The organism is Kitasatospora sp. YST-16, from assembly GCF_026802215.1.
GTDB classification, from domain to species: domain Bacteria; phylum Actinomycetota; class Actinomycetes; order Streptomycetales; family Streptomycetaceae; genus Kitasatospora; species Kitasatospora cineracea.
The window spans coordinates 5,888,315-5,902,709 of sequence record NZ_CP113837.1; the positions used below are offsets into that span (position 1 = coordinate 5,888,315).

General features: G+C 73.7%; 14 protein-coding genes. 3 read left to right on the plus strand and 11 right to left on the minus strand.

Features of this window, described 5'->3' with window-relative positions:
- Positions 1–198 precede the first annotated feature (198 nt).
- The 3 genes from OU787_RS26645 (at position 199) to OU787_RS26655 (ending at position 3,405) form a co-directional block, all read left to right on the plus strand.
- Positions 199–1,413, plus strand: coding sequence for a helix-turn-helix domain-containing protein (locus tag OU787_RS26645; protein WP_030458711.1), 1,215 nt, complete (start codon positions 199–201; stop codon positions 1,411–1,413).
- A 320-nt stretch (positions 1,414–1,733) separates the two neighbouring features.
- Positions 1,734–2,855 carry an NAD(P)-binding domain-containing protein gene (locus OU787_RS26650; protein WP_030458710.1) on the plus strand — a complete coding sequence of 374 codons (1,122 nt, stop codon included), beginning with the start codon at positions 1,734–1,736 and terminating at the stop codon, positions 2,853–2,855.
- A 4-nt stretch (positions 2,856–2,859) separates the two neighbouring features.
- Positions 2,860–3,405, plus strand: a complete 546-nt coding sequence (locus tag OU787_RS26655; protein WP_030458709.1) for an NUDIX hydrolase — start codon at positions 2,860–2,862, stop codon at positions 3,403–3,405.
- A 136-nt stretch (positions 3,406–3,541) separates the two neighbouring features.
- Here the strand turns inward: OU787_RS26655 and OU787_RS26660 are convergent, their stop codons facing one another.
- From OU787_RS26660 to OU787_RS34900, 11 genes are all read right to left on the minus strand, one after another.
- Positions 3,542–4,642 carry a glycerate kinase gene (locus OU787_RS26660; RefSeq protein WP_035954327.1) on the minus strand — a complete coding sequence of 367 codons (1,101 nt, stop codon included), beginning with the start codon at positions 4,640–4,642 and terminating at the stop codon, positions 3,542–3,544.
- Entirely contained in the window at positions 4,639–5,475 is an 837-nt protein-coding gene (locus tag OU787_RS26665) for a sugar phosphate isomerase/epimerase family protein (protein WP_030458707.1), read from the minus strand. Before OU787_RS26665 ends, OU787_RS26660 begins: the two co-directional genes overlap by 4 nt.
- 107 nt (positions 5,476–5,582) lie before the next feature.
- Complete coding sequence (locus OU787_RS26670; protein ID WP_030458706.1) at positions 5,583–6,728, minus strand: dihydrodipicolinate synthase family protein; 1,146 nt, start codon at positions 6,726–6,728, stop codon at positions 5,583–5,585.
- On the minus strand, positions 6,725–7,900 hold the full coding sequence (locus OU787_RS26675; protein ID WP_030458705.1) for a Gfo/Idh/MocA family protein: 1,176 nt from the start codon (positions 7,898–7,900) through the stop codon (positions 6,725–6,727). Before OU787_RS26675 ends, OU787_RS26670 begins: the two co-directional genes overlap by 4 nt.
- A gap of 113 nt (positions 7,901–8,013) precedes the next feature.
- Positions 8,014–8,694, minus strand: a complete 681-nt coding sequence (locus OU787_RS26680; protein ID WP_030458704.1) for a ThuA domain-containing protein — start codon at positions 8,692–8,694, stop codon at positions 8,014–8,016.
- Between the two features lie 55 nt (positions 8,695–8,749).
- Positions 8,750–9,781 (minus strand): hydroxyacid dehydrogenase, encoded by a 1,032-nt coding sequence (locus OU787_RS26685; RefSeq protein WP_030458703.1) that lies wholly within the window; start codon positions 9,779–9,781, stop codon positions 8,750–8,752.
- A 10-nt stretch (positions 9,782–9,791) separates the two neighbouring features.
- Positions 9,792–10,739 (minus strand): carbohydrate ABC transporter permease, encoded by a 948-nt coding sequence (locus tag OU787_RS26690; protein ID WP_030458702.1) that lies wholly within the window; start codon positions 10,737–10,739, stop codon positions 9,792–9,794.
- Positions 10,736–11,632: a carbohydrate ABC transporter permease gene (locus OU787_RS26695; RefSeq protein ID WP_268660839.1), complete on the minus strand. Its 897-nt coding sequence runs from the start codon at positions 11,630–11,632 to the stop codon at positions 10,736–10,738. The genes OU787_RS26690 and OU787_RS26695 overlap by 4 nt, the downstream gene beginning before the upstream one ends.
- Before the next feature lie 91 nt (positions 11,633–11,723).
- A complete protein-coding gene (locus OU787_RS26700) occupies positions 11,724–13,028 on the minus strand; it encodes an ABC transporter substrate-binding protein (RefSeq protein WP_030458700.1) in 1,305 nt (434 codons plus the stop codon).
- Between the two features lie 113 nt (positions 13,029–13,141).
- On the minus strand, positions 13,142–14,038 hold the full coding sequence (locus tag OU787_RS26705; RefSeq protein ID WP_268660840.1) for a LacI family DNA-binding transcriptional regulator: 897 nt from the start codon (positions 14,036–14,038) through the stop codon (positions 13,142–13,144).
- A complete protein-coding gene (locus OU787_RS34900; RefSeq protein WP_442788564.1) occupies positions 14,002–14,337 on the minus strand; it encodes a DeoR family transcriptional regulator in 336 nt (111 codons plus the stop codon). The genes OU787_RS26705 and OU787_RS34900 overlap by 37 nt, the downstream gene beginning before the upstream one ends.
- Positions 14,338–14,395 lie beyond the last annotated feature (58 nt).

The following is a 14,395-nucleotide window of genomic DNA, read 5'->3' on the forward strand; positions in this document are numbered from 1 at the left end:
CGTCGTGTCAGGTAGTCGGGGTGGCGGGTTGTTGATGCGGTTCTGCTGAGGGGACTGTTTACCCTTCGGAACGCGCCGGGGAACCCTCACGCTCCAAGGTCACCGTGAACAGGCTGTTGCCCTGGGGTCGGTGTCGGGCTCCTCCGCGTTGGCCGCGAGGCGGCTGTTCCCGCCCGATCACGGCGTAGGGTCTGCGACATGGCGAACGACCATCTCGGCGACCGGCTCGGCCGGCTGCGACGGCTGGCGGACCTCACGCAAGAGGGCTTGGCGGAGAAGTCGGGCGTATCCGCAGACGTAGTGAGGAAGTTGGAGCAGAAGCGCAAGCACTCCGCTCGACTGCCGACGCTGCACGCACTTGCGCGGGGACTCGGAGTGGAGGTGACGGCCCTGCTCGGAGACCCGCCCGCCGTACCGTCCACCGGCGACGTGGAGCCCCCGGAGCTGGTGGCGGTACGCCGCGCCATCATGCCGCCGCTGTTCGCTCCTCCCCTGGTGCCGGACGGGGCTGATCGCCTGTCCCCGGCGCTGCTGCGCGCAGAGATCGCAGAGGCTTGGACGCTCTACCACAATGCCGACTTCGGCAGGGTCATGGAGCTTCTACCGGGGGTCATCGCGGACGCTCGGCTGGTTGCCGCTGTCGGGCGCGGTCGTGATCGGCTACAGGGCCAACACGCGCTCGGAAAGGTGCTGCAACTCGGCGGGCACCTGGCGATCCGGCTGGGGAAGACGGACCTCGGGCTGTCCAGCCTTGAGCGGGCCGTAGCGGCTGCCGATGCCTCCGAAGACCCGCTGCTGTCCGCGATGATCTGCAACTCCGTGGCCTGGGCCTACCAGCGGCAGAACCGCTTGGACGACGCGCAGGTACTCGCCGTGCGTGCCGCCGACGGGCTGGAGCGGGACCGGACGACGAGCGCCGAGCGGCTGAGGGTCTGGGGCGGTCTGGTCATGTCGGCTGCGACCAGCACCGCCCGCAGCGGTGACTACGCGGGCGCGTCGGACATGATGCTCACGGCGGAGCAGGCCACCGCTCGGCTGGCCCGCCTGGAAGCCCCTGCGGACGGGCGGATGGTGAGCGTGTTCAGCCGGTCGTCCGTGCGAATCGAACGGGTGCGCCTCGCGGTCCAGCACGCTCGCCCGGAGGAAGCGTTGACGCTGGCCCGTGGGCTCCGTCTGAGCGCCGACACGCCGCCTTCATGGCGCACCTGGCTACTGCTGGACGTGGCGCGGGCGCACACGGACCTGGGAGACGCCGCCGGGGCGGTGGCGACCCTGGAGAAGCTCCAGCGGGTGGCACCCGGATGGATGCGGCACCACACCCTCGCCGTGGCGATCGTCTCCGACCTGTGGGCGGGGCCGGTCCGGCCCCCCGGCCTTCGGAGGCTGGCACGCCTGCTGGGTGTTGCTGATTAGCCGTCAGAAGTAGGACGTTCCATCCCTGTTGGCTCCGATCGCATCACGGGAGCCTCTTCGTGTGATCACGGAGAGGAGTTGACCGATGGCAATGCGCAGGACACCCAGGCGGGAGAACTACCGCCCGAAGATCGGCGAGGTGGTCCGGGGCCGGGCCCGCTTGGGCGCAGAAGGCACCTGCATGGGCGCCCACGGCGGGCGGGCGTTCCTTCGCCCCAGCAGGCCCGTGCGGGCCTCGCAGCCTCCCGCCCCGGCTGCTGGGGGAGAGCTTCGGCCCGGGCGGGTTTCCAGCGAAAGCAGCGACAGGGAGGGGAGTCTCCGTGGAGACCTCGGAGCGCGCACGACTGGACACGTACTTCGGGAAGATCGCCCGGCGGTTCACGCCCCCGGTCCTCCCGTCCTCGCTGCTGGTGACGCACCTGTTGCCGGAGCGCCCGTCGTTCGTGCGGGCGGTCGGCACCGTGTCCAGCCTCCGGGCGGTCCTGCCCAAACCGAAGTCGATCGACGCCGCAGCGCGCCGAGAGGTCGAACAGGGCTTCGTCTGCGACGAGTTGTCGCGTGAGCTGTTCGCCGACCCGGAAGCGGCGGTGACCTACCTGGAGACCCGGGCGGCCGGCGAGGACGTGGTGCTGCTGGACGTCGGCGGCTACTTCGCCCCGGTGCTCGACGCGCTGTGCGACCGGTTCTCCGGGACCGTCCTCGGAGTGGTGGAGGACACCGAGAACGGCCACAAGCGGTACGCCGATCGGGACAAGCTGCCGTGCCCCGTCGTGTCGGTGGCCCGCTCGCCGCTCAAGGACCCGGAGGACTTCCTCGTCGGTCAGTCCGTCGTGTTCTCCACCGAGGCGCTGTTGCGGGGCCGGGGAGACATCCTGCACGGCCGTCCGGCGCTGGTGATCGGGTTCGGGAAGCTGGGTTCGAGCATCGCAAGGCTGTTGCACGCAAAGGGAGTTCACGTCACGGTCTATGACATTGACCCCGTGCGGCGCGCCCAGGCGCTCTCCCAGGGCTTCGGCCTGGCCCGGGACCGGGAGCGGGCGATCGCCGCCGCCGGGCTCGTCCTGTGCGCCACGGGAGCGCTCGCGCTCAAGGGCGAGGACTTCCCGAACCTGCGGAACGGGGCCTACGTCGCCACGGTCACCAGCAGCGAGGACGAGTTGGAGCTGGACGGGTTGCCGGACGGCTACACCCGCAGTGGCTCCGGCGAGAACGTCACCCGGTACAGCACGACGGGCCACTACTTCTACCTGCTCAACAACGGAAACGCCGTCAACTTCCTCCACGGCGCGTCAGTTGGCCCGTTCATCTACCTCGTACAGGCTGAGATCCTGGCAGGCGTGCGACTGCTCGCCCGGCGGGACCTCGACGCCACCATGCACGAAGTGCCCGGCGACGACCGGGCAGCCATCGCCGCTACCTGGCTCGACTACTACAACAGGTGATCCGATGCCCATCACGGCACAGCACGTCAGCGAGACCGTCACCGCCTACCTGGACGCCCACCCCGAGGAGAAGCCGGAGCTGTCGGCCGTCCTCGCCCTGGTGGACGAAGGGGCGGAGGTGACCAGCCGCAAGGAGTTCCGGGGGCACGCCACCGCCGGGGCCGTCCTGGTGGACCGGAACGGCAAGGCGCTGTTCATCCATCACGTGGCGTTGGGCAAGTGGCTCACCCCCGGCGGGCACCTGGAGCCGGAGGACGACACCCTGTCCGGGGCCGCCCTCCGGGAACTGACCGAGGAGACCGGCATCAGCCCCGAGGGCATCACCCTGGTGGACAGCTCGCCCGTCCACATCGACGTGCACCCCATCCCGGCCAACGACGCCAAGGGCGAGCCCGCGCACCAGCACATCGACTTCCGGTTCCTCTTCCGGACGGCGGAAGACACCGCCCTGTCCCTGCAAGAGGAGGAAGTGAGCGGCTACGCCTGGCGTGACGCCGACACCATCGCTGACGGCCGGCTGAGGACACGAGTCCTCTCCGCCGTTCGCTGACCCGGCGCTACCGGCCCCGCCCACCTGCCACGCCCTGTGGCCGGTGGGCGGGGCTCCGCGCTGCTCAGGAGAACGCCACTTCCCGTGCATCCCGAGGGGTGGCCTTCGGGGGATCGCCGCGGTAGCTGGCGGAGCGTCAGGCGGACCAGTGCGCAACGGTGTTCCGGTGAGTGGCGGCCAGGTGGGCTCCGGCGCGGCGTAGCCAGTGGGGGGCGGCGGTGCGGGCGGTGCGGGGGTTGCCGGCCAGGGTGGTGAGGGTGAGGGTGGTGGGGTCGGGGGATTCGCCGGCCACCACTTGGGCCGGGACTCCGGCGCGGGCGGCGCGGGCGAGGACTTCGCCGACGGCCTTGCCCCGCAGGCTGGTGGCGTCGAAGCGGCCTTCGCCGGTGATCACCAGGTCGGCCCGGCCGATCGCCTCGTCGAGGTGCAGCAGGTCGGCGACGGCGGTGGCGCCCGGGGTGGTGGTGGCGCCCCAGGCGGCGGTCAGGCCGTACGCGGTGCCGCCGGCGGCTCCGGCGCCCGCCTGCCCGGGGTCGCCGCCGAGGAGTTCGGCGAGCCGGGCGAGGCCGGCCTCCAGGCGGGCGGTCTCGGTGGGGCCCGCGCCCTTCTGCGGGCCGTACACGGTGGCGGCGCCGTCGGGGCCGAGCAGCGGGTTGGTGACGTCGGTGAGCAGTTCGACGCCGCGGGGCGGGGCGGGCCGCAGCCGGGTGCGGTCGACCCGGTGGGCGCGGACGAGGGCGCCGCCGCCGTCGGGCAGGAGGCGGCCGTCGGCGTCGAGCAGGCGCAGGCCGAGGGCGGCCAGCAGGCCGGTGCCGCCGTCGGTGGTGGCGGAGCCGCCGAGTCCGAGCAGCAGGCGGGTGGCGCCCGCGTCGAGGGCGGCGGCGACCAGTTCGCCGGTGCCGCGGGTGGTGGCGGTCAGCGGGGCCGGGCGGCCGTCGAGCAGCGGCAGGCCGCTGGCGGTGGCGAGTTCGACCACCGCGGTGCCGTCCGGCAGCAGCGCGTACGCGCCGTCGACGGGGCGGCCGTCCGGGCCGGTGCGGCCGCCGACTCGGACCGTGGCGGCCCCGGGGTGGGCGGCGGTGACGGCGGCGAGGGTGCCTTCGCCGCCGTCGGCCATCGGGCGCAGCGCCAGGCGGTCGTCCGGCCGGACGGAGTGCCAGCCCTCGGCGAGGGCCCGGGCGGCGTCCGCCGCGGTGACGGTGCCCTTGAAGGAGTCCGGGGCGATGACGACCCTCACGCGCGCTCCAGGTGGGCGCGGTGGCGTTCGACCACGGTCCGCAGGGTGTCGGCGCCGGGGGTGTCCCAGACCTGCTCGTTGAAGATCTCGACCTCGATCCAGCCGGTGTAGCCGGCCGCCGTGACCAGGCCGGTCAGGGCGCGGAAGTCGATGTGGCCGTCCCCGACGTGGCCCCGGCCGAGCAGCGCGTCGGCGGGCAGCGGCAGCGTCCAGTCGCAGACCTGGTAGGAGGCGATCCGGCCGCCGGCGCCGGCCCGGGCCACCTGGCGCTCCAACTCCGGGTCCCACCAGACGTGGTAGCTGTCGACCACCACGCCGACCTGGTCGGCGGGGAAGAGTTCGGCGAGGTCGAGGGCCTGGCCGAGGGTGGAGACCACGGCGCGGTCGGCGCAGAACATCGGGTGCAGCGGTTCGATCGCCAGGCGGACGCCGAAGTCGCCCGCGTGCGGGGCGAGTTCGGCCAGCAGTTCGGCGACCCGGGCCCGGGCGCCGGGCAGGTCGCGGCTGCCGTCGGGCAGGCCGCCGACCACCAGCACCAGGGTGTCGGTGCCGAGTTCGGCGGCCTCCTCCAGGGCGCGCAGGTTCTCGGCGAGGGCGGCCCGCCGGCCGTCCGGGCCGGGGGCGGTGAGGAAGCCGCCCCGGCACAGGGTGGAGACCGCCAGGCCCGCGTCCCGGACCAGCTTGGCGGCCTCGGCGACCCCGGTCTCGGCGACCTTGTCCCGCCACAGGCCGATCGCCGGGATTCCGGCGTCCACGCAGCCCTGGACGGCCTCGGGCAGGCTCCACCGCTTGGTGGTGACCTGGTTGAGCGACAGCCGGTCCGGTCCGGTCATGGCGCGGCTCCTTTCGTTGCAGGGGAAGCGGAGGAAGGGGGAGGGGGACGGAGGACGGAGGAGGGGCCGCCGCCGGGGCGGGCGGCGGCCCCGGGGCCGGGCGGCGGTCAGGCCGGGGCGGCGACCGCGAGGAAGCGGCGCATCCGGTCGGCGGCGAGGTCCGGGTCGGGCAGGATCCCGGCCGCGTCGGCGAGCCGGAACAGCTCGACCAGGTGCGGCACCGAGCGGCCGCTCTGGGCGCCCGCGACCATGGTGAAGTGTTCCTGGTGGCCGGCCAGCCAGGCGAGGAAGACCACGCCGGTCTTGTAGTGGAAGGTCGGCGCGGCGAACAGGTGCCGGGCCAGCGGCAGGGTCGGCGCGAACAGCGCGTCGTAGCGCGCCAGGTCGCCCGCGTCCAGGGCGTGCAGGGCGGCGGCGGCCGTGGCGGCGATCGGGTCGAAGACGCCCAGCAGGGCGTGGCTGTGGCCGAGTCCGTCGCCCCGGACCAGCTCCGGGTAGTGGAAGTCGTCGCCGGTGTACAGCCGCACCCCGTCCGGTAGTCGGCGCCGCAGGGCGACCTCGCGGCCGGCGTCCAGCAGCGACACCTTGATGCCGTCGATCCGGCCGGGGTGGCTGCGGATCAGCTCCAGCACCGTCGCCGCGGCCGCGTCGAGGTCGGCCGAGCCCCAGTAGCCGGACAGCGCCGGGTCGAACATCTCGCCCAGCCAGTGCAGGACCACCGGCTGCCGGGACTGCCCGACCAGCCGCCCGTACACCTCCAGGTAGTCCTCCGGCCCGCGGGCCGAGGCCGCCAGTGCCCGGCTGGCCATCAGGATCGGCTGCGCGCCCGCGTCCTCGACGACCGCCAGCTGCTCCTCGTAGGCGGCCGTCACCTCGGCCAACGAGGCGACGGGGGAGGTGAGTTGGTCGGTTCCGACGCCGCAGGCCAGCCGCCCGCCCACCGACCGGGCCTCGGCGCCCGAGCGGCGGATCAGCTCACGGGTGGCGGCCCAGTCCAGGCCCATGCCGCGCTGCGCGGTGTCCATCGCGTCCGCGACGCCCAGGCCCAGCGACCACAGGTGGCGGCGGAAGGCGAGGGTGGCGTCCCAGTCGACGGCCGCGGGGGCGCCCGGGGCGTTTCCGCCGAGCGGGTCGGCGACCACGTGCGCGGCGGCGAAGGCGGTGCGGGAGACCGGCGGGCCCGCGGGGACGTCGAACGCGACGGGTTCGCGCAGCCGGTACGTGCCGGTGCCGGGCAGCTGCAGCGCGGTCACCGGACCTCCCGCGCGGGGACGTCGAGCTCCAGGGCGGGGACGTCGAGGCGGCGGCCCTCGCGGGCGGAGCGCAGGCCGAGTTCGGCGAGCTGCACGCCCTTGGCGCCCTCCAGCAGGTCCCAGCGGTAGGCGGAGCCGGTGGTCACGTGCCGGAGGAACAGCTCCCACTGGGTCTTGAAGCCGTTGTCGTACTCGGCGTTGTCCGGGACGCGCTGCCACTGGGCGCGGAACGGCTCGGTGACCGGCAGGTCCGGGTTCCAGACCGGCTTGGGGGTGGCGGCGCGGTGCTGGAAGCGGCACTCGCGCAGGCCCGCGACGGCGCTGCCCTCGGTGCCGTCGACCTGGAACTCGACCAGCTCGTCGCGGTCGACCCGCACCGCCCAGGAGGAGTTGACCTGCGCGACGATGCCGCCCTCCAGCTCGAACACGCCGTACGCGGCGTCGTCGGCGGTCGCCGCGTACGGGCGGCCCTGCTCGTCGACCCGCTGCGGGATGTGGGTGGCGGTGTGCGCGTAGACCGAGCGGACCGGGGCGATGACGCTGTCCAGCACGTAGCGCCAGTGCGGGAACATGTCGAGGATCATGCCGCCGCCGTCCTCGGCCCGGTAGTTCCAGGACGGGCGCTGCGCCTCCTGCCAGTCGCCCTCGAACACCCAGTAGCCGAACTCGCCGCGCACCGACAGGATCCGGCCGAAGAAGCCGCCGTCGACCAGCCGCTTCAGCTTGAGCAGGCCGGGCAGGAACAGCTTGTCCTGCACCGCGCCGTTGCAGACCCCGGCCTCGCGGGCCAGGCGGGCCAACTCCAGGGCGGCGTCCAGGGATTCGGCGGTCGGCTTCTCGGTGTAGACGTGCTTGCCGGCCGCGATGGCCCGGCGGATCGCCGGCTCGCGCAGCGGGGTCAGCTGGGCGTCGAAGTAGATCTCGGCGAGGGGGTGGGCAAGCGCCTCGTCCAGCGAGGTGGTCCAGTGCTCCAGGCCGTGCCGGTCGGCGAGCTCCTTGATCTTGTGCGCGTTGCGGCCGACCAGGATCGGCTCGGGCCACAGCACCTCGCCGTCGCCGAGCGGCAGGCCGCCCTGCTCGCGGATGGCCAGGATCGAGCGGACCAGGTGCTGGCGGTAGCCCATCCGGCCGGTGACACCGTTCATGACGATGCCGATCACTCTGCGGGACATGCGGGTCTCTTCTCGGAGGAGGGGGCTCCCCGGGCGCGGGGAGCAGGGGTTTTCGGGCGTGCGGGGCCGCGGCCCGGCCCGGGACGGGGGCCGCGCCTAGGTCGGACGGGTCGTCAGGAGGCGGCGCCGGCCGCCCAGCGCAGGCCGCCCAGCAGGTGGCGGCGGAAGGCCGGGTCGGCGTACGCGTCGGCGGCGTGGCCCAGCGCGGTGTAGAAGGAGCGGCCGCCGGTGGCGGGCTCCCGGCACCACACCAGGGGGTGGTCGGCGCCCATGCCGCCGCCCCGGTAGCCGGACTCGTCGACGGTCGCCAGGACGCGGACGCCGGGGCGCGGGTTGTGGCGGAAGTCGTACCACTCGTCGTGCCAGGCCCAGCGCTGCGGCAGGTGGGCCGTCGCGGGGTGGTCGCGGTCCTCCACCAGGACGGTGCCGGGCTGGGGTTCGGGGTGGCCGGCGAAGCGGGCGCCGAGCAGCTCGCCGTAGTGCGGCCAGTCGTACTCGGTGCAGGCGGCGGAGTGCACGCCCGCGAAGCCGCCGCCGGCGGCCGTCCAGCGGCGCAGTGCGGCGCGGCCGGCCGGGGTGAGCACCTCGCCGCTGGTGGACAGGAACAGCACCGCGCCGCGCCCCGCGAGGGAGGCGTCGGTGAACACGGCGGGGTCCTCGGTGGCCTCGACGGCGAAGCCGTGGTCCTGGCCGAGTTCGTGCAGCGCCGCGGTGGCGGCGGGGATGGAGTCGTGGCGGTAGCCGGTGGTGCGGGTGTACAGGAGGACGTCGGTGGGTCGGCCGGGGTGGGGCACGGGGGTCCTCCGGGAGTGCGTGCGGGCGGGGCGTGCGGGCGGGGTGTGCGGGCGGTCAGGCGGAGACGGCGAGCGCGGCGCGGTTCACCGGGTGGGCGAACTCCCGTCCGGCGCAGTAGCGTTCGACCTCGTCCAGGGCGCTGTCGGTGATCCGCAGCAGTTCGTTGCCGAGCGAGCCGGCGATGTGCGGGGTCAGCAGCACGTTGGGCAGCGCGTACAGCGGGGAGTCGGCGGGCAGCACCTCGGGCTCGGTGACGTCGAGGACGGCGTGCAGGCGGCCGGAGCGGGCTTCGGCGGTGAGGGCGGCGGTGTCGACCAGCGAGCCCCGGGCGGTGTTGACCAGGGTGGCGCCGTCCCGCAGCAGGGCCAGCCGGCGGGCGTCCAGCAGGTGGTGGGTCTCGGGCAGGGCGGGGGCGTGCAGCGAGACCACGTCGCACTGCGCGAGCAGCTCGTCGAGTTCGGTGAGCCGGGCGCCCAGGGCGAGGGCGTCGGCCGGGTCGAGGTGGGGGTCGCTCACCAGGACGTCGAAGTCGAAGGGGCGCAGCAGTTCCAGCACCCGGCGGCCGACCAGGGAGGCGCCGACGACGCCGATGGTGCGCCGGTGGTTGCCGAAGCCGGGGAACTGCGCCGACCAGTCGAGCGCGGTGCGGTGCTCGCGGTAGCGGTCGGCGATCTCCAGGACGCGCTTGTTGGCGAACAGCACGGCGGCGAGGGTGTACTCGGCGACCGGGACGGCGTTGGCCGCGGCGGCGGTGGACACCCGCAGGCCGCGCTCCCAACAGGCTTCCGTGACGTGGTGCTTGACGCTCCCGGCGGCGTGCACGACGGCCTTCAGCGCGGGCATCCTGGCCAGGGCGGCGGCGTCCAGCGGGGGGCAGCCCCAGGAGGTGATCAGGAGTTCGACGGAGGCGGGGCCGGGGATCCGGTCGAAGTCCTCGACGACGAGCTGCAGGTCGAGGTCGACGTGGCGGGTGAGCCGTTCGACGGCGGCGGGCGGGAAGAGCGCGTCGCGGTGCCGGCGGCCCATGGCGAACAGGGCGCGCGGGCGGTGCGGGGCGGGCGGGGTGGCGGGCACGGGGATCCTCATGTCGGTGGGCCTACTTGACGGCGCCGGCCGTCATGCCGGACTTCCAGAACCGCTGCAGCATCAGGAACAGCACCACCAGCGGGGCCACCGACACCAGCGATCCGACGACGGCCAGCAGGTAGTCCTGCGGGTGGCCCTGGGAGAGCGCGGACGAGTACCAGACGTACAGGCCGAGGTTGACCGGGAACAGGTCCTTGTCGGACAGCATCACCAGGGGGAGGAAGAAGCTGTTCCAGATCTGGGTGAACTGGAACAGGAAGATGGTCACGAAGGCGGGCGCGAGCATCGGCAGGGCGATCCGGCAGAACGCCCGGAACTCGCCCGCGCCGTCCATCCGGGCCGCCTCCAGCACCTCGTCGGGCACGTAGGCGGCGCTGAACACCCGGGCCAGGTACACCCCGAACGGGAAGACCAGGCCGGCCAGGAAGACGCCCGCGAAGGTGTTCACCAGGCCGACCCGGGCGGCCAGCAGGTACAGCGGGATGGCCAGCGCCGTGCCCGGCACCATCACGCCGAGCAGCACGAAGCCGAACAGTTTCTCCTTCAGCGGGAAGGCGAGCTTGTCGAAGGCGTACCCGGCGGCGACCGCGAACACGGTGGCCAGCAGCGCGCCGCCGCCCGCGTACAGGACGGTGTTGGCGATCCAGCGCAGGTAGATGCCGTGGTCGGTGCGGAACAGGTGGCCGAGGTTGTCCAGCAGCGCGAACTCGCGGCCCGGGGCGAAGCCGTTGGTGCCGAACAGGTCCTGGCGGCTCTTGGTGGAGGACAGCAGCAGCCAGAGCATCGGCAGCAGGGTGTAGAGGGCGGCCAGGCCCAGCAGTCCGGTCACGGCGGCCCGGGAGAGCAGGGCCGGGGCGCGGCGGGGGCGGCGCGGCGCGGACCGCTGCGGCCCGCTCCCGCCGGCCGGGCCCGGGGCCGCGGCGGGGGCCGGGGCCCGGAGGGTGAGGGGCTTGGTCACGGCTGGCTCCTGTGGCGCGACAGACGGGTGACGAGGAACGAGAGGAGCGCGGCGAAGAGCGCGATGAGCAGCGAGGCGGCGGCGGCGAGGCCGAAGTCGTTGCGGGTGAACGCGGCGGTCTGGACGTACATGTTGGGCGTCCAGCTGCTGCCGATCGCGCTGGAGGCGCTGTAGATCACCTTCGGTTCGGTGAACAGCTGGATCGACCCGATCACGGTGAACAGGACGGCCAGCGCGACGGAGGGGCGGATCATCGGCAGCTTGATCGACAGCGCGGTGCGGATGCCGCTGGCGCCGTCGATCCGGGCCGCGTCCAGCACCTCGCCGGGCACCGCCTTGAGCGCGGCGTAGAAGATCACCGTGTTGTAGCCGGTCCACTCCCAGACCGCGATGTTCGCGGTGGAGAGCACCGCGTTGTCCGCGGACAGGAAGTCGAGGTGCAGGCCGCCGGAGTCGAGCAGGGCGATCACCGGGCTGAGCCCCGGGGTGTACAGGTACACCCAGATGAGCGCCGCGATCAGTCCGGGCACGGCGTGCGGCAGGAACAGGGCCAGCTGGAAGAAGGCCCGGGCCCGGACCAGTGCCGAGTCGAGCAGCAGGGCCAGGGCGAGGGCGCCGCCGATCATCACCGGCAGGTAGACCGCGACGTAGAGGGCGATGGTGAGGAACCCGCGGCGGAACGCCGGGTCCGCCAACGCGTTGGTGAAGTTGTCCAGGCCGGTGAAGACCTCGTGGGCGCCGCCGAAGCCGAGGCCGGAGGTGCGGGTGGTGAACAGGCTCATCCAGCCCGCGTAGAGCAGCGGGGCGAGGGTGACGGCGCTGAACAGGACGAGAAACGGTGCCAGGAGCAGCGCGGCGGTTCGGCGCTGGGCACGGGCTGACGGGCTTGCCATACCGGCTTCCTCGGAGGGTGCGGGGGAGGGGCGCCCGGCGGTGGCGGCGCCGGGCGGGGCGGTCGGGTGCGGGCGGGGGCCCCGCCGGGGGTTACGGGGCGAGCCGCATGCCGCGGTGCTGGACGTCCTTGACGGTGGCCTGCTGGGCGCCGTCGAGGACGGCGAAGAGGTCCGCGCCGCCGGTGGCGACCTTCGGCAGCTGGTCGACGATCGCCGTGTTGGTGGTGCCCATCACGGGGCCCCAGGTCCAGCCGGGCACGACCGCGTCGTAGGAGGCGCTGCCGACGGCGTACACGTCCTGGCCGCCGAAGTAGGTGGTGGGGTAGGCGGCCTTGGCGACCGGGACGAGCTTCGGGTCGGCCGGGAACATGCTGCTGGTGCCGGAGGAGACCCAGGCCTTCATGCCCTCGGGGTCGGTGGTGATCCACTTGATGAACTCGGCGGCGGCCGCGCTGTTCTTCGCGCCCTTCGGGATGGCGAAGGACGAGCCGCCGTACATCGCGGAGGCCGGCTTGCCGTCCCAGGTCGGGACGGGGGCGACCGCCCACTTGCCGGCCTGGTCGGCGACGGTGGCCTGCAGGGACCCGGCGCACCAGCTGGCGCAGACGTAGGCGACGGTCCGGTTCTGCTGGACGCTGGTCCAGAACGGGTCGAGGGTGCTCAGCGAGCCGACCAGGTCCTGCTTGGCGAGGTCGCCCCAGTAGTCGGCGACCTTCCGGGACGCCGGGTCGGTGAGCGAGACCTGCCAGGCGTCGCCCTGGATGCCGAACCAGTGGGCGCCGGCCTGCCAGGCGAGGGCGGTCAGCAGGCCCGGGTTGTCGGTGAAGAGCACCCCGCCGCGGGCGTTCGGGTCGGCCTGCTTCACCTGCCCGGCCATCGTCCGGTACGCGTCCCAGGTGGTCGGGACGGCGATCCGGTGGGCGTCGAAGAAGTCCTTGCGGTAGTACATCAGCAGCGGGGCGGCGTCCCGGGGGACGCCCCAGGTCTTGCCGCCGAGCTCGACCAACTGCCGTACGGAATCCGGGAATTCGCCCTTGACGGTGGCGGCGAGGTCGCCGTCCAGGCTCTCCAGGGCGCCCTGGGCGGCGAACTCCGGGAGCTGCGGGTACTCGACCACCGCGACGTCCGGGACGGTGCCGGCCTTCACCGCGTTGGTGAGCTTCGAGTAGTACTCCTGGCCCGAGGGCACCGACTCGAAGGTCACCTTGATGCCGGGGTGGGTGCGGTTGAAGGCGTCGGCGACCTTGTCGGAGCCCTTGACGAAGGACCAGAAGGTGACCGAGCCGGTCGCCTCCCGGGCTGCGGAGGGCTCGTTCGCCGAGCTCCCGCAGCCCGTGACGAGGGCGCCGAGCAGGGCCACGGAACAGGACAGCGCGGACAGACGTCTGCGGAACATGGGTGCCACCGATCGTTTGCTGGGGTGTCACCGCAATCATTCGGTATGTACGACAGCTCGTCAATACAAATGATGTCGAATGTTAGAAACGAAAGCTCCGCAGTGTCACTTGATCAGGCATCGACCCCGGAGGCAGCCCGATCGGCCCGGTCGGCGACGTCAGCGCGGTCGTCCCGGTCGGCGAGGCCAGCGCGGTCGGCGCCGCAGGAGGCCCGCACCCGCAGCTCGGGGCGGAGCAGCACCTCGGCCAGCGGCGCGGCCGGGTCGGTCAGCCGGCGGAGCACCAGCTCCAGGGCCCAGGACCCGACCGCCTGCTTGGGCGGGGCCACCGCGGTCAGCGGGATCTCGCTCAGCTCGGCGACCTCGTCGTCGTAGGTGATCATCGCCAGGTCCTCCGGCACCCGCAGGCCCCGGGCGCGCAGCAGGCCGAGCAGGGCGATCGCGTCGATGTCGTTGTGCACCAGCGCGGCCCGGAACTCGCCGGCCGCCACCGCCCGGACCACCTCCTCGAACCCGGCGTCCGCCTCCGCGGCGTCACCGGCGGTGGTGATCCGGTACTCCGGCCCGGGCGCCAGCCCCGCGGACCGCACCGCGTCCGACCAACCGGCGCTCAGCAGCGCGGTGTTGGGGCTCTCGGCGCGGGCCACCAGGGCGACCCGGTCGTGCCCGAGCGCGGCCAGGTGGCGCACCGCCAGGGCCGCGCCGCCGGCGTGGTCGGAGGCCACCTGCTCCAGCCGGCCCGCCTGCAGGCCGGCCCGGCGCTCCACCAGGACGGCGGGCAGCTCCAGGCCGTCCAGCCACGCCTCGGCCCCGGCCAGCGGGTGCAGGCCGGGGTGCAGCATCAGCAGCAGGCCGTCGGCGCCGCCCGCGACCAGCCGGCGCACCTGCTCCTGGTTGTCCGCCAGCGACTCCCCGGACACCGCCAGCACCACCCGCACGCCGCGGGCCCGGGCGGCGTCCTGGACGCCCCGGATCACCTCCGCGTAGTAGTAGCCGCCCGGCGGCACCACCAGCCCGACGGTCCAGGAGCCGGCGGCCGCCGGTGGTGCGGCGGCCGCCGGCTCCTGGACCGGTGCGACCCGTGCGGCCGGGGCGGCGGCCGCGGGGCCGCCCCCGCCGCCGGCGCCCCGGCCAGCGCCCGGGCGCCGCCGTGCACCCGGGCCAGCAGGCCCCGGTCGGCCAGTTCCCGGACGTCCTGGCGCAGGGTGACGGCGGAGACCCCCATCTCCTCCGCCAACTCCTTGACGGTGATCGCGCCCCGCTGTTCCACGGCCCGCAGAATCGCCTGCCGGCGTTCGTCAGCCAACACCTTCGACCCTCCCTCGGTAGCGAGTGAGCCGGTTGCCCTTCACTCGACCGTCGAAAGA